We start from the raw sequence: 14745 nt of genomic DNA, 5'->3' as shown, positions 1-14745 counted from the left end.
TACAGTCGCCTCAACGATTAGAACAACTGTTCGAGGAGGAACGCCCATGGCGGAGACGGCAACCCCGTCGCCGGTGATCGCGCCCGTGTCGAGCGGCTATCGCCGCTATGCCCTTTGGGTGCTGCTGATCATCTACACGCTGAACTTCCTCGACCGGCAGGTGGTCAACATCCTGGCCGAGCCGATCAAGCGGGATCTGGGGCTGGCCGACTGGCAGCTGGGCATGATGACGGGCCTGGCCTTCGCAATCTTCTACACCGTGCTGGGCATCCCGATCGCGCGCCTGGCCGAGCGCAAGAACCGGCCGCGGATCATCGCCGCCTCGATCCTGGCCTGGAGCGCCTTCACCGTGCTGTGCGGCTTCGCCCAGAACGTCTGGCAGCTGATCGCCGCCCGCATCGGCGTGGGCGTCGGCGAGGCCGGCTGCACCCCGCCGGCCCACTCGCTGATCACCGACTATGTCCCGAAGGAGAAGCGGGCCAGCGCCATCGCCTTCTATTCGATCGGCACGCCGCTGGGCACGCTGGCCGGCATGGCCATGGGCGGGCTGATCGCCGACGCCTACGGCTGGCGCGCGGCCTTCATGGTCGCCGGCGCGCCGGGCGTGCTGTTCGCCATCATCGCGGCCTTCACCCTGGTCGAGCCCCGCAAGCAGCTGGCCGCCGATCTGGCCGGCCGCGCCGCTCACCAGGTCAGCTTCGGCGCGGCGCTCGCCGTGCTGATGACCAAGAAAACCTTCTGGCTGGTGGCCTTCGCCGCCTCGATCAAGGCCTTCGTCGGCTACGGCCAGGCGCCGTTCATCGCCTCGTACTTCTTCCGCAACCACGGCGCCGACGTCGCCGCCCTGGCCGCGCAGTTCGGGCTGAAGTCGGCCGGCTTCCTGGGCCTGGCGCTGGGCCTGATCGGCGGCACGGCCGGCGTCATCGGCGCCTGGCTGGGCGGGCAACTGGCCGACAAGATGGGAGCCAAGGACCTGAGGGCCTACGTCACCGTGCCGGCAATCGCCTCGCTGGTCACCCTGCCCTTCTACATCGCCGCCGTCAGCCTGGACTCGGTGACCGCCGCCATCGGCATCCTCACCATCCCGATCCTTCTGGGCACGCTGTGGTACGGACCCGTCTACGCCACGGCCCAGAGCATCGTCGATCCGTCCATGCGGGCCACCGCCTCGGCCGTGCTGCTGTTCGTGATCAACCTGATCGGGCTGGGCCTTGGCCCCGTCGCCGTCGGCGCCCTCAGCGACATGTTCGCCGGACCGATGGGCCTGGGCGAGGCACAGGGCGTGCGCTGGGCGCTGATCGTCTCGACGATGTTCGGCCTGGTGGCGTTCGCGCTGTTCTGGGCGGCCCGCAAGACCATCCGCGAGGACATGGTGGGGTAGTCAGCGAACCTCCCCCTGTGGGGGAGGCGATCGCGCAGCGATCGGTGGGGGAGTGACTTCCGACGCCGCGGAAGCTGAAAACGTCCCCCCTCCGGCCCTTCGGGCCACCTCCCCCACAGGGGGAGGATCTTGTTTAGCGATCCGACCTCGGGAAGCAGTAGGCGAAGGGGTACGGGTCGGCGGGGACGCCGGTGTCCCAGCGGTCGAGCGCCTTCATCGAGCGGGCGTGGTTGAACTCGGCCAGCGAGACGATCTTCGCCTCGCGGGCGGGTGATTCCTGCTCAGTCTTGCGGGGGGCGGCTTGCATGAGAGACCTCCGACGCGGCGGCCGTTCGACCGGCCTTTTGTGACGCTAGTAGGCGCTCGCTTTCCTGAACCTTCCCGCCCTCTCCTGTTATCTGCGGTTCATCCGCGCGCCGCAAAGCCGCCACCATTCCGAAGCTTCGAAAAGGGGGTGGCGCTCCCCCTGCCGTTGGGTCACAGTCGGCGCAAATAGAACAAACGTTTGAAGGGAGAGAGTCAGTATGGGCCAGGCGCGTGCGCCGGGCGGCGAGCAGCCGCTCTATTCCAAGGGATACAAGGCCTCGGTGCTGGCGCTCTTGCTGGCGACCTACACCTTCAACTTCATCGACCGCACGATCATCGCCACCATCGGCCAGGCCATCAAGGTCGACCTGCATCTGACCGACACCCAACTTGGCCTCTTGGGCGGCCTCTACTTCGCCCTGCTCTACACCATCCTCGGCATTCCGATCGCCCGCCTGGCCGAGCGCTGGAACCGGGTCAGCATCATCTCGATCTCGCTGGTGATCTGGTCGGGCTTCACCGCGCTGTGCGGCACGGCGGCCAGCTTCGCCCAGCTGGCGCTCTATCGCTTCGGGGTCGGCGTCGGCGAGGCCGGCTGCTCGCCCCCCAGCCACTCGCTGATCAGCGACTACTACGCGCCCAAGCAGCGCGCCTCGGCCCTGTCGATCTACAGCTTCGGCATTCCGCTGGGCACGATGTTCGGCGCCGTCGCGGGCGGCTGGCTGGCCCAGGAGCTGTCCTGGCGGGCGGCTTTCGTCATCGTCGGCCTGCCGGGCATCCTGCTGGCCCTGCTGGTCAAGCTGATCGTCAAGGAACCGCCGCGCGGCCACTCCGACGTCGTCGAGACGCCCCTGGAGCCGGAAGCGGTGACCCCGGTCGAGCCCGCCAAGCCGCCCTTCTCGCTAAAGAAGGAGTTCTCCGAGCTCTGGGCCGTGACCAAGATCCTGTTCGGCAAGTGGCCGGTGCTGCACATGGTGCTGGGCGTGACCATCGCCTCGTTCGGCTCCTACGGCTCGGGCGCGTTCGTGCCGCCCTACTTCGTGCGGGCCTTCGGCCTGGGCCTGGCGCAGGTCGGTCTGATCGTCGGCCTGATCGGCGGCTTCTCGGCGGGCCTGGGCACCCTGGTCGGCGGCTTCCTCAGCGACTGGGCCGGCAAGCGCAGCGCCAAGTGGTACGCCCTGACCCCGGCCATCGGCCTTATCGTCTGCACGCCGATCTACATCATCGCCTACCTGCAGACCGAGTGGCAGATGACGGCGCTGATCCTGCTGATCCCAGGCGTCTTCCACTACGTCTATCTCGCCCCGACCTTCGGGGTGGTGCAGAACTCGGTGGAGCCGCGTCGCCGCGCCACCGCCACGGCCCTGCTGTTCTTCTTCCTCAACCTGATCGCCCTGGGCGGAGGGCCGGTGTTCACCGGCTGGCTGATCGACCACCTGGCCGGCTTCCACTTCAACCATCCGGACGCCGGCGGCATCTTCGCAGCCCTCGGCGGCATGTTCTCGCCCGGCCCGATCGACTTCGCGAGCGCCTGCCCCGGCGGCATCGCCCCCAAGGGCGCGCCGGTCGAGGCGGCCAAGGCCTGCGGCGGCGCCATGGCCCGCGCCACCCAGCAGGGCATCATCGTCTCGCTGTGCTTCTACGCCTGGGCCGGCGTGCACTACGCCCTGGCGGCCATCGGCATGGTCAAGCACATGAAGTCGCGGGGGTGACCTTCAAGACCCTCCCTCTGAAGGGGGAGGTATCGGCGAAGCCGACGGAGGGGGATGCGACCACTCCCTTCGACAGGTTCGCCAGCTCGTCAGAAACTTCCCCCTCCGGGCCACCTCCCCATTCAGGGGGAGGATCCGGCGGCACTAAGTAATAACCCGCTTCCCTTGACTCAGCGGCCTCACGCGACGAAACCCCCGGCCCATGATCAGCCGCTACGCCCGCCCCGAAGCCGCCGCCATCTGGTCCAGCCAGACCAAGTACAAGATCTGGTTCGAGATCGAGGCCCATGCCGCAGACGCCATGGCCGAACTTGGGGTCATCCCCAAGCTCGCCGCGGAGACCATCTGGGAGAAGGGCCGCGACGCGGTCTGGGACAGCGACCGCATCGACGAGATCGAACGCGTCACCAAGCATGACGTCATCGCGTTCCTGACCCACGTGTCGGAAATCGTCGGCCCCGAGGCCCGCTTCCTGCACCAGGGCATGACCTCGTCGGACGTGCTGGACACCTGCTTCGCCGTGCAGCTGTCGCGCGCCACCGACCTGCTGCTCGACGGCGTCGATCTGGTCCTGGCCGCCCTCAAGCGCCGCGCGCTGGAACACAAGTTCACCGTCTGCGTCGGCCGCAGCCACGGCATCCACGCCGAGCCGATCACCTTCGGCCTGAAGCTGGCCGGCTACTACGCCGAATTCCAGCGCGCCAAGGAGCGCCTGGCGATGGCCAAGTTCGAGATCGCCACCTGCGCGATCTCGGGCGCCGTCGGCACCTTCGCCAATGTCGATCCGCGCGTCGAACAGCACGTGGCCGACAAGATGGGCCTGGCCGTCGAGCCGGTCTCGACCCAGGTCATCCCGCGCGACCGTCACGCCGCCTACTTCGCCGCGCTCGGCGTCGTGGCCTCGTCGATCGAGCGCCTGGCCACCGAGATCCGCCACCTGCAGCGCACGGAAGTCCTCGAAGCCGAAGAGCCCTTCGATCCGGGCCAGAAGGGTTCGTCGGCCATGCCACACAAGCGCAACCCGATCCTGACCGAGAATCTCACTGGCTTGGCGCGTTTGGTCCGCTCGGCCGTGGTGCCGGCGATGGAGAACGTCGCCCTCTGGCACGAGCGCGACATCAGCCACTCGTCGGTCGAGCGCGGCATCGGCCCCGACGCTACCATCCACCTCGACTTCGCCCTGCGTCGCCTGGCCGGCGTCATCGAGCGCTTCAACATCTATCCCGACAACATGGCCAAGAACCTCGACAAGCTCGGCGGCCTGGTGTTCTCGCAGCGCGTCATGCTGGCCCTGACGCACAAGGACGTGTCGCGCGAAGACGCCTACGCCGCCGTGCAGGGCAACGCCATGAAGGTGTGGCGCGGCGAAGGCCGCTTCCTCGACTTCCTGAAGGCCGACGCGGTGGTCTCCAAGGCCCTGACCGACAGCGAGCTCGAAGATCTGTTCGACCTCGGCTACCACACCAAGAACGTCGACGTGATCTTCAAGCGCGTCTTCGGCGAACAGGCCTGATCCCGTTGAGCGAGCCGCCGATCCTTCGTCTCAATCCGGCGCTGGATCCGGCGGCCCTCGCGGCCGCCTACGCCCGGGACGGCATGGTCCGCATCCCGGGACTGTTCGAGCCGGCCGTGGCCGACATCCTGGCCCGCATGCTCGAACAGGGCATCGAGTGGGACGTGATCTGCTCCACCGAGACCGGCAAGGCCGAGGTGCTGGACCGCGCGACGGTGCAGCGCCTGGGCGGAGCGGCCATCGGCGAGAAGCTAAAGGCCGCCACCCTGCGGGCCCGCACCGGCTTCGCCTACGTCTATCTCGGCTACCCGATGATCAACGCCTACCTCACCGGGCGTAATCCGGGACACCCGATCCACGACCTGACCGACTTCCTCAACGGGCCGGAGATGATCGCCTTCGGCGCCCAGGTGATCGGCGCGCCGGGGATCACCAAGCTCGACGCCCAGGCCACGCTGTATCGACCGGGCGACTTCCTCACCCGCCACGACGACACCGGCGAGGGCGACCGACGGGCCGCCTACACCATCAGCCTGACCCGCGAATGGCGCAGCGACTGGGGCGGCCAGCTCTTGTTCCACGACGCCGAGGGCGACATCGAGCGCGGCTTTGCGCCCGCCTTCAACACCATGACCATCTTCAAGGTGCCCAGGCAGCACTCGGTGGCGCCGGTCGCGCCCTATGCCGGCGCGCCGCGGCTGATGGTCACCGGCTGGCTCAAGGACAGCCCGCCGGCCGGCAAGCCCCGCCAGGCGTGACCGGAGAGGTCCGCAAGCGCGGCTTTCCTCCGGTGGTCGACGCCGGCGTGCGCGTGCTGGTGCTGGGCAGCCTGCCTGGCGACGCGTCGCTGGCGGCCGCGCAATACTATGGCCATCCCCGCAACGGCTTCTGGCGGCTGATCGGCGCGGCGGTCGAGCGCGACCTGGCCGCCCTGCCCTATGACGAGCGCCTGGCCGCGCTGCTGGCGTCCGGCGTCGGGCTGTGGGACGTCCACGCCGAGGCGATGCGCCCCGGCAGCCTGGACGCGGCGATCAAGGACGCCGCCGACAACGACCTCACGGGCCTGGTGGACAGTTTGCCACGACTGCGGGCCGTGGCGTTCAACGGGGCCGCCGCGGCCAAGGCCGGCGCGCGGCTGCTGGCGGGGCGCACCGAACGCCTGGCGCTCGTCCCCCTGCCCTCCTCAAGCCCCGCTCACGCGGCCATGGGCTTCGAGGCCAAGCACGAGGCTTGGCTGCGGCTGAGGACATGGCTGGCTTGAATTCTCCTCCCCCGTAAACGGGGGAGGAGAAAATCGCGATCAGGCGCTGACGTTCTTCACCGGCACGTTCTCGACGTGCACATTGAGATAGTCGAAGCCGCCCTTGCCGTTCCAGCTCTTGTCGACCACCAGGGCCGCCTTGAACTTGGCCAGGAACGAACCGATGGCCGGCGGCGGCACGCTGTAGACGAACTCGCCCGTGAGCGAGACCAGCAGTTCGGCCTGACCGAAGCCGGTCTGATAGATGTGGCCCGAGACCGGGAAGCGGTGATTGCCGCCAACGATGGCCTGGCTGATCTCGGCGATGCCGCTGACATTGCCCGAGGGCGCGTCGACGGTGAGAGCCAGATTGACGATCGGGGCGCCGGGCGTGCCGACGTTACCGACCTCGAGCTTGACCAGGTAGAGGCCGACCGGACCGATCTCGGCCGATTGGGAATGCAGGTTGCCGACGTCGTCAGCCATGTTTGCGTCCTCCGGTTATCGGAGCGGTCGCTTGATCGCCGCCCCGTTGTCGACGATGCGCCTCGCGGGCGAATTCGCCGCCCGATAAAGCCTGAGGACGATTGCAGTTTTTTGACAACCTAAAGGTGCGCAAGTTCACAGATGCGCGATAGCGGCCAAAGAAAAAGGCCCGGCCGGTGCGAACCGGGCCGGGCCTCTTCGTGGTCGCCTTTCGGCGGACCGGCTTATTCGCCGGCGCGCAGCTGCTCGCGGGCGAAGGCCAGCAGTTCGGCCATCTTCATGCGGACCTCGCCTTCCGAGGCCGCGACGCCCGAGCCCTTCAGGTCTTCGAAGACCTTGCGGAACACGTCCTCGTCGCCGGGCTGCTCGAAGTCCGACTTCACGACGGCGCGGGCGTATTCCTCGACCGTGGCCAGGCCCATCAGGCCGGCGGCCCATTCGCCCAGCAGGCGGTTGCGGCGCGCGGTGGCCTTGAACTCCAGCTCCTGGTCGTTCGCGAACTTGCGTTCGAAAGCCTGTTCGCGGTCGTCGAAGGTCGTCATGAAAGCCCCAAGTTTCCCGAAACGCCTACCGCCGAAAGGTGCAACCCAGGGCGGTAGTACGGCGCTCCAGTGTAAGAGAGTAGTTCGGTTTCGTCCCCTGCGAACATGGTGTGTCCGCGAGACGAAGTGTTCTTGTGGCGGCTCCATATCCCGCCCAGCGACGGGGGGCAATCGCCCGCGACGCCGCAGGGCGAAGGTTTACCACGATGGCAGGCCGTGTTTGCGGAAAAGCCGGCGTTCGGGTAGGTTCCGGCGGACATTTTTCAGTGAGCGGCCTTGAGTCGAACGCCGCGCGCAGCTATCCGCCGCGCGCGCTTTTCGTTTTCTCGGGAGTCTTCCGGGCAAGGACGGCGCGCTTATTCGCAGGAAGGGCCTCGACGAGAGCCATGACCCGTCGCAAGAAGATCTACGAAGGCAAGGCCAAGATCCTGTACGAGGGCCCCGAGCCCGGCACCCTCATCCAGTATTTCAAGGACGACGCCACTGCGTTCAACGCGCAGAAGAAGGCCGTCCTCGAAGGCAAGGGCGTGATCAACAACCGTATCAGCGAGTACATCATGACTCGCCTGAACGCGATCGGCGTCCAGAACCACTTCATCCGCCGCCTGAACCTGCGCGAGCAGCTGATCAAGGAAGTCGAGATCGTTCCGCTCGAGGTCGTGGTGCGCAACATCGCCGCCGGCTCGATCGCCACGCGCCTGGGCCTGACCGAGGGTCAGCCGCTGCCGCGCTCGATCATCGAGTTCTACTACAAGGACGACAAGCTCGGCGACCCGATGGTCTCCGAGGAGCACATCACCGCGTTCAACTGGGCCGCCACCCAGGAGATCGACGACATGATGGCCATGGCCCTGCGGGTGAACGACTACCTTTCGGGCCTGTTCGGCGGCGTCGGCATCACGCTGGTGGACTTCAAGATCGAGTTCGGCCGCGTCTACGAGGGCGACTTCTCGCGGATCATCCTGGCCGATGAGATCAGCCCCGACAGCTGCCGCCTGTGGGACTCGACGACCAACGAGAAGCTCGACAAGGACCGCTTCCGTCGTGACCTCGGCAACGTCATCGAGAGCTACACCGAGGTGGCCCGCCGCCTCGGCATCATGAAGGAAATGCCCACCGTCATCCAAGGCGGCGTGCACTAGTCATTTGATCCTCCCCCTGAAGGGGGAGGTGTCGCCGACAGGCGACGGAGGGGGAAGATCCCGATCGCCGTGGACGGCTCACGCCCCCTCCACCGCTTCGCGGTCCCCCTCCCCCGCTTCGCGAGGGAGGAATTTAAGTTGAAAGCCACCGTCCACGTGTTCCTGAAGCCCGGCGTGCTCGACGTCCAGGGCAAGGCCGTCGAGAACGCCCTGCATGGTCTGGGCTGGCCGTCGGTGAAGGACGCCCGCGTCGGCCGCGTCATCGAGTTCGACCTCGACGCCACGGACGCCGAAGCCGCCAAGGCCGAGGTCAAGTCCATGTGCGAGAAGCTGCTGGCCAACACGGTCATCGAAAGCTACCGCATCGACATCGCCTGAGGCGGACCGTGGGAGAGGCCAGCCTCCATCCCACCCGCCAGCGGATGCTCGACGTCTTCGGCGTCGAGCGCCTGCACGACTTCCGGGGGCCGGCCTGGACGCGGATCGAACTGATCCCCGACGCCACGGCCCCCGACCGTCTTCCCCAGCCCTTCACGCCTGCCGCCCGCCTGCTGCGCGAGCTCGACACCGCCCGCGCGGTCGTCGCCGCCATGTTCGGCCGCTCCGAGCGCGTGACCCTGGAGCTGGGCTGGAGCTCCCACGAAAAGCCGCCGTTCAAGCGCCTGTCGCACCTGGGCTTCGACCTGCCGCGCCAGCCGGCCTGGCGCCTGCGCCCGGATCCCGAGGACGCGCCCGACTGGTGGTGGAACCTCGCCTATGTCGAGACGTCCGCCACGATGGACGCCCTGGCTCCCTTCCTGCTGGCCGCCGTCGGCGGCTTCCAGAAGCGCGGCCTGATCAACCTGTCGGTCGGGATCGTCGACTTCGAAACGGGCCTGGCGCTCGAGTTCTACGACGCCAAGGGCATGACCCCGATCGCCGTCACGCCCGAGCGCCTGGCGCCGGTCTACTGGCGCTTCCGCGAATGGGTGCGCGACGCCGAGGTCGAGCGCTGCGACGCCCTGCCGGCGCCGTGGCGCGATGCGGGGCCCCGTCTGACGGTGGTCTGAGGTCTCAGGCCGTCCGCCAATCGGCCCCGGTCGCCGCGAACAGCCGCACCGCATCGGCCAGCTTGCGCCCCTCGATCCGCGCCCGCGACTGGCGGGCGGCGTTCAGGGTCCGCTGGGCGTCGATCACCTCCAGCATCGTGCCGCCGCCGCGATCGAAGGCCAGGCGGGCCAGCCGCAGGCGCTCTCCTGCCTGGCGCTCGACACGCCCTTGCGCTTCGAGCGCGGCCTCGTCGGCCGACAGGGCCGCCAGCGCGTCGGCCACCTGGCCGAAGGCGGTCAGCACGGTCTGCTGGTAACGGGCCGAGGCGACGCGGGCCGCCGCCCTCGCCTGCTCGCGCCGCGCCTTCAGGGCGCCGCCGTTGAACAGCGGCGCGGTCAGGCCCGCCCCCACATCCCAGCCGCTGGCGTCGTAGCTGAACAGGTCACCGGGCTTGAGCGCCCCCTGCGTCAGCGAGGCGCTGAGCTTGAGGTTCGGATAGAGATCCGCTGTCGCCACGCCGATGTCGGCGGTGGCCGCGTGCAGCTCGGCCTCGGCCGCCAGGATGTCCGGCCGCCTGCGCACCAGGGTCGAGGGCAGGACGACTGGCACGGGCGCCGAAAGCTTCAGGGTGTCCAGCGTGAAGGCCGGCGGGGCCCAGTCGGCCGGCGCCTTGCCGACCAGCACCGCCAGGGCGTGGCGGGCGGCCGCCAGTTCGCCATGCAGGTCCGGCAGGAGGGCGCGGTCCTGCTCCAGCTGGACCTGGGCCGAGACGCCGGCCAGGCGGGTGGCCCCGCCCAGGGCGTCGGCCTTGCGGACGAGCTCGATATTGGCCTCGTCGTCGGCGATCATCTGCTCGACGCTGGCGATCTGCGCCTGCAGCGCGGCGATCGTCGCCGCCTGCAAGGCGATATTGGCCGTCAGCGACAGGTAGGCCGCCTCGGCGCGGCGGCCTTCAGCCTCGACCCGCGCCGTCGCGCCCTCGATGCGGCGCTTGTTTCCGCCCCACAGGTCGAGGTCGTAGCCGACGCCCGCTCCCACCGAATAGAGGCTGAAGGTCGGGTTGCTGAGCTTGATGTCGCCAAAGCCGGTGAAGCCGAAGGCCTGCAGGTTGGCCCGCTCGCGGTCGATCCCGGCGTTGGCGCTGGCCTGCGGGCCGGCCTGGCCGCGAGCGACCGCCAGGGCCGACTGGGCGCCGGCCAGGGTGGCGTCGGCCTGCGCCAGCGACGGGTTGTCGGTCAGGGCCTGGCGGATCACGGCGTCGAGTTCGGGCGAACCCAGCGCCCTCCACCACGGGCCAACGCCCGTGCGGTCGAGCCCGGCCATGGCCGGGAGCGCCTCGTCCTTGCCGACATAGGCGTTGGTCCTGAGCGCTTCCGGAGCCTGGAAATCAGGACCCACCGTGGTGCAGGCGCTGGCTAGCGCGGCGAGGCTGACAGCCCCGGCCAGGGCGGCGAGACGGCGGGCGGTCTTAGTGGTCGGCGACATGAACGGTCTCGCCCCCTTTGGCTTTCGGGGTTCGCATGAGCAGGATGAGCGGTGAGCAGGCCACGGTGATGAGCAGCATCAGGCGGAAGTCATCGAGATAGGCCAGCATCGAGGCCTGGCGGTTGATGACGCCGTTGAACGCGGCCATGGCGTTCTGGGTCAGGAACACGCTCTTGGCGTAGGCTTGGTAGACCGGATTGTCGGGCCGGGCGTGCTCGACCAGCACGGCGTGGTGCTTCTCGATGCCGCTGACGAACAGGGCCTGCATGATCGAGATGCCGGCCGCCGAGCCGATGTTGCGCACCAGGGTGAACAGGCCCGCGCCCTCGGCCCGCAGTTCCGGTTTCACCGTGGCGAAGGCGATGGTGCTGAGCGGCACGAAGATCAGGCCCGTCCCAGCCCCCGACAGGAAGCCCGAGACGATGATCAGGTGGGTGTCCATGCCCAGGCTGAACTGGCTCATCTGCCACAGCGACACGACGCTGATGGCCATGCCGATGGTCAGGATCAGCTTGATGTTCATCCGCCCGACCAACTGGCCGACGGCGAACATGGCGATGAACGAGCCGAGGCCCCGGGGCATGGAGACCAGCCCCGTGAAGGCTACGGGATAGCCCAGCAGCGTCTGCATCATCGGCGGCAGCAGGGCCAGCGTGCTGTAGAGCAGGATGCCGATAAAGAAGCCGAAGATGCAGCAGGTGACGAAGTTGGCGTCGGCCAGCAGCGCCCGCGAGATGAACGGCTTGTCGGCCGTGGCCAGCTGCACGCCGAAGATCCACACGCAGATCACGCAGATCACCAGGTAGGTCCAGATCTCGGCCGAGCCGAACCAGTCCTCGCCGGGTCCCCGGTCGAGCATCAGCTGGAAGGCGCCGATGGCGATGGCCAGGCTGGCGAAGCCCAGGATGTCGAAGCGCTTCTTCTCGGTCCCCTTCTTCTCGGAGAGGAAGAAGAACACGCCGCAGAAGGCCAGGATGCCGACCGGCAGGTTGATGAAGAACACCCAGCGCCAGTCGAGATTGTCGGTCAGCCAGCCGCCCAGAGCCGGGCCCAGGATCGGCCCCAGCACCGCGCCGGCGCCCCAGACGGCCATGGCCTGGCCATGGCGGTGGGGCGGGTTGATGTCGAGCAACACGGCCTGCGACAGCGGGATCAGCGCCGCGCCGAACAGGCCCTGCAAGAGGCGGAAGATGACGATCTCGGCCAGGCTGGTGGCGATGCCGCACAGCATCGAGGCGATGGTGAAGCCGATGATGCAGACGTTCAGCACCATCTTGCGGCCCAGGCGCTCGGTCATGAAGCCGGTCAGCGGCGTCATGATCGTGGCGGCCACGATATAGGAGGTCAGCACCCAGGTGATCTGGTCGGCCGAGGCCGAGACGCTGCCCTGGATGTGCGGCAGGGCGACGTTGGCGATCGTGGTGTCCAGCGAGATCATGATCGTCGCCAGCATGACCGACACGGTGATCGGTCCGCGGTTGGCGACGTCGCGGTCGTGGCCGGAAAGGGCCCGCGCGGCGCTCATCACTCGCGACCCGAACGGACGTCCACGGTGGCCTTGGCGCTGAGGCCCGCGCCCAGGTTGGCCGGGGCGGCGTCGTCCAGGGTCAGGCGTACGGGCACGCGCTGGACCACCTTCACCCAGTTGCCGCTGGCGTTCTCGGCCGGCAGCAGGGCGAAGCTGGAGCCGGTGCCGGGGCTGAAGCTGGCGACGTGGGCCTTGAGCGGCGCGTCGTAGGCGTCGACCTTGATGCTGGCCGGCTGGCCGACGCGCATGTGGGCCAGCTGGTCTTCCTTGAAGTTGGCCTCGACCCAGGGCTTGCCCGAGACCAGCCAGAACACCGCCTGCGAGGCGCTGACCCGGGCGCCGACCTGAAGTTGCTCGACCTTGGCCACCACGCCGTCGGTCGGGGCGACCACGGCGGCATAGGAGCGATCGAGCTTGGCGCGTTCGAGGCGGGCCTGGGCCTCCAGCACCTTGGGCTGGCGCTCGGTGGGCGCGTCCGCCGAGCCGCCGAGGTCGGCCAGGGCGGTGGCGATCTGCTGGCGGACGACGGCGATCTGGCGCTGGGCCTGGTCGGCGGCGTGGCGGGCCTCGTCGGCCTGGGCCTGGGTGGCGACGCCGGCGGCGGCAAGGTCACGCTGGCGGGCGGCCTCGCGCTTGGCGTAGCCGGCGGTTTCCTCGGCCGCGGCCAGGTCGGCCAGGCGCTGGGCGTAGACCGCGCGGCGGGCCTGGACGTCGAAGCGCGCCTGGGCCAGGGCGGCCTCGGCTTCCGACACGGCGACCTCGTAGTCGGCCGGATCAAGGCGGAACAGGACCTGGCCCTTCTTGACGGCCTGGTTCTCGTGAACCTCGACGCTGACCACCCGGCCGTCGATGCTGGCGCTGATCGCCGTGCGGCTGGCCTGGATGTAGGCGTTGTCGGTGGCCTCGGACTTGCCGCCGGTCAGCAGCACGACGCCGACGCCCGCCAGGATCAGCGCGGGCACGCCGATCATCAGCGGCAGGCGCAGCCGCTGGCCCAGCGTCCTGCCTTGCCGCTTGCGGGCAGCCTCGACCTCGGCCTCGGCGATGGCGTCGTAACCTTCAGCGTCGCTCACGCGCTGCTCCACATGTCTTCGAGTTTCGGGGAATCGAAAGGGAGGTCCGTTCGATCGCGAACCTTGAGCGGCGAAATAGGACTCCGCCGGTCATGAGGGAAATGATATCTCTTCACGTCAGTCATGAATTCAGCGAATTTCAAAACCGCCGACCTCAATCTCTTCCGGGTGTTCGTCACCCTGCTGGAGGAGAAGAACGCCACGCGTGCGGGCGAGCGCCTGGGCCTGTCGCAGTCGGCCGTCAGCCACGCCCTGCGGCGCCTGCGCGAGATGGTCGGCGATGATCTCTTCGTCCGCGGCCAGACCGGCCTGCGCCCCACGCCACGCGCTATGGAGATCGCCGACACCGCCCGCACGGCGCTGAAGCTGCTGGAGACCGCCGTCTCAGCCCAGCGCTTCGACCCGCGCGTCGACCAGCACGCCTTCACCGTCGCGGCGGGGACCTACATCTCCTACGTGCTCGGCCCGCTGATCGCCGAACGGGTGATGGCCGTGGCCCCCAACGTGCAGGTCCATTTCCGCAGCCTCTATGCCGGCATGACCGAGGACCTCGACACCGGGCGCCTCGACATGGTGATCGGCTGCTTCGAGTCGGTGCCGGGACGCTTCACCCACACCCGCCTGTTCGACGAGGCCGGCGTCTGGGTCGTGCGCGTCGGGCATCCGGCCGTGGCCGACGGTATAGACCTGGAGGCGCTGGCCCGCGTGCCCCGGCTGGGTGTTACCGGCGGCAACGACGATCCCGACCGCACCTCAGCGGGCCACATCGGCCTGCGCCGCGTGACCTCGTGGGGCGAGCGCTACGCGCTGGGCGACGACTCCTACCAGCCGTTCTCGGTGCAGGATTCGTTCAGCGCGCTCAGCATGATCAGCCGCTCGGACATGATCTGCATCCTGCCAAAGCGCCTGGCCGAAACCGCCGCCGAGCGCGGCAAGGTGGTGATGATCGAGCCGCCGGCCCCGCCGCCGCCCACCCCGTTCGGCGCGGTGATGCGGGCCAGCGACGGCCCCGACTCGCCCAACGGCTGGCTGCTGGAGGTCTGCCGCGAAGCGGCCGAGAGGATCTAGGTCGGATCGACAGTATCGACGGCCGCCCCTCTGGTCCGTCCTTCCCCGCGAAGGCGGGGACCCAAGCTGAGTCTGCGGGCCGCTCACGGCCTCGCCCTATCCCGAAATGCGGCTTGGATCCCCGCCTTCGTGTTGTGTCCCGAGAGCTTGGCGAGGAGTTCGGCGGGAGCCTTGTGATCGAGGCATAGCAATCGGGTCTGATTGTAGAGCTCGACGAAGTTGAAGAGGAAGGCGTCGCGC

General features: G+C 68.5%; 15 protein-coding genes. 9 read left to right on the top strand and 6 right to left on the bottom strand.

Features of this window, described 5'->3' with window-relative positions; genetic code table 11:
* The first annotated feature begins 46 nt into the window (after window positions 1–46).
* Complete coding sequence (locus SGCZBJ_RS17060) at window positions 47–1381, top strand: spinster family MFS transporter (RefSeq protein WP_101719183.1); 1335 nt, start codon at window positions 47–49, stop codon at window positions 1379–1381.
* Between the two features lie 133 nt (window positions 1382–1514).
* On the opposite strand, the gene SGCZBJ_RS25710 is transcribed toward SGCZBJ_RS17060, so the two are convergent.
* Window positions 1515–1688, bottom strand: coding sequence for a hypothetical protein (locus tag SGCZBJ_RS25710; RefSeq protein ID WP_165799351.1), 174 nt, complete (start codon window positions 1686–1688; stop codon window positions 1515–1517).
* A 217-nt stretch (window positions 1689–1905) separates the two neighbouring features.
* Between SGCZBJ_RS25710 and SGCZBJ_RS17055 the strand changes: the two genes are divergently transcribed.
* From SGCZBJ_RS17055 to SGCZBJ_RS17040, 4 genes are all read left to right on the top strand, one after another.
* Window positions 1906–3399: a spinster family MFS transporter gene (locus SGCZBJ_RS17055; protein ID WP_101719182.1), complete on the top strand. Its 1494-nt coding sequence runs from the start codon at window positions 1906–1908 to the stop codon at window positions 3397–3399.
* Between the two features lie 202 nt (window positions 3400–3601).
* A complete protein-coding gene (purB, locus tag SGCZBJ_RS17050) occupies window positions 3602–4912 on the top strand; it encodes an adenylosuccinate lyase (protein WP_101719181.1) in 1311 nt (436 codons plus the stop codon).
* A gap of 5 nt (window positions 4913–4917) precedes the next feature.
* A complete protein-coding gene (locus SGCZBJ_RS17045) occupies window positions 4918–5670 on the top strand; it encodes a 2OG-Fe(II) oxygenase (RefSeq protein WP_101719180.1) in 753 nt (250 codons plus the stop codon).
* On the top strand, window positions 5667–6173 hold the full coding sequence (locus SGCZBJ_RS17040; protein WP_101719179.1) for a DNA-deoxyinosine glycosylase: 507 nt from the start codon (window positions 5667–5669) through the stop codon (window positions 6171–6173). Before SGCZBJ_RS17045 ends, SGCZBJ_RS17040 begins: the two co-directional genes overlap by 4 nt.
* A 39-nt stretch (window positions 6174–6212) precedes the next feature.
* Here SGCZBJ_RS17040 and SGCZBJ_RS17035 read toward each other — a convergent pair whose 3' ends face one another.
* Complete coding sequence (locus SGCZBJ_RS17035) at window positions 6213–6638, bottom strand: DUF1842 domain-containing protein (protein ID WP_101719178.1); 426 nt, start codon at window positions 6636–6638, stop codon at window positions 6213–6215.
* Window positions 6639–6862: 224 nt separating this feature from the next.
* The gene (locus tag SGCZBJ_RS17030; RefSeq protein WP_101719177.1) at window positions 6863–7180 is read right to left on the bottom strand and encodes a DUF1476 domain-containing protein; all 318 of its coding nucleotides are present in this window, start codon (window positions 7178–7180) and stop codon (window positions 6863–6865) included.
* Between the two features lie 386 nt (window positions 7181–7566).
* Here SGCZBJ_RS17030 and purC point away from each other — a divergent pair, with 386 nt between their 5' ends.
* The 3 genes from purC (at window position 7567) to SGCZBJ_RS17015 (ending at window position 9371) form a co-directional block, all read left to right on the top strand.
* Entirely contained in the window at window positions 7567–8322 is a 756-nt protein-coding gene (gene purC, locus SGCZBJ_RS17025) for a phosphoribosylaminoimidazolesuccinocarboxamide synthase (protein ID WP_101719176.1), read from the top strand.
* Between the two features lie 138 nt (window positions 8323–8460).
* Window positions 8461–8700 (top strand): phosphoribosylformylglycinamidine synthase subunit PurS, encoded by a 240-nt coding sequence (gene purS / locus SGCZBJ_RS17020; RefSeq protein ID WP_058350003.1) that lies wholly within the window; start codon window positions 8461–8463, stop codon window positions 8698–8700.
* Between the two features lie 8 nt (window positions 8701–8708).
* The gene (locus tag SGCZBJ_RS17015) at window positions 8709–9371 is read left to right on the top strand and encodes a DUF3885 domain-containing protein (RefSeq protein WP_133149280.1); all 663 of its coding nucleotides are present in this window, start codon (window positions 8709–8711) and stop codon (window positions 9369–9371) included.
* Between the two features lie 4 nt (window positions 9372–9375).
* Here the strand turns inward: SGCZBJ_RS17015 and SGCZBJ_RS17010 are convergent, their stop codons facing one another.
* The 3 genes from SGCZBJ_RS17010 to SGCZBJ_RS17000 are packed head-to-tail and all read right to left on the bottom strand — an operon-like array spanning window position 9376 to window position 13437.
* Window positions 9376–10836: an efflux transporter outer membrane subunit gene (locus tag SGCZBJ_RS17010; RefSeq protein WP_101719174.1), complete on the bottom strand. Its 1461-nt coding sequence runs from the start codon at window positions 10834–10836 to the stop codon at window positions 9376–9378.
* Window positions 10820–12361 (bottom strand): MDR family MFS transporter, encoded by a 1542-nt coding sequence (locus SGCZBJ_RS17005; protein WP_101719173.1) that lies wholly within the window; start codon window positions 12359–12361, stop codon window positions 10820–10822. Before SGCZBJ_RS17005 ends, SGCZBJ_RS17010 begins: the two co-directional genes overlap by 17 nt.
* Entirely contained in the window at window positions 12361–13437 is a 1077-nt protein-coding gene (locus SGCZBJ_RS17000) for an HlyD family secretion protein (RefSeq protein WP_101719219.1), read from the bottom strand. The genes SGCZBJ_RS17005 and SGCZBJ_RS17000 overlap by 1 nt, the downstream gene beginning before the upstream one ends.
* 123 nt (window positions 13438–13560) lie before the next feature.
* Between SGCZBJ_RS17000 and SGCZBJ_RS16995 the strand changes: the two genes are divergently transcribed.
* On the top strand, window positions 13561–14505 hold the full coding sequence (locus tag SGCZBJ_RS16995) for a LysR family transcriptional regulator (RefSeq protein ID WP_101719172.1): 945 nt from the start codon (window positions 13561–13563) through the stop codon (window positions 14503–14505).
* The last annotated feature ends 240 nt before the right edge of the window (window positions 14506–14745 follow it).

Source organism: Caulobacter zeae, assembly GCF_002858925.1.
Classification (GTDB): Bacteria; Pseudomonadota; Alphaproteobacteria; order Caulobacterales; family Caulobacteraceae; genus Caulobacter; species Caulobacter zeae.
This window is presented reverse-complemented; position numbering and strand designations above follow the sequence as displayed.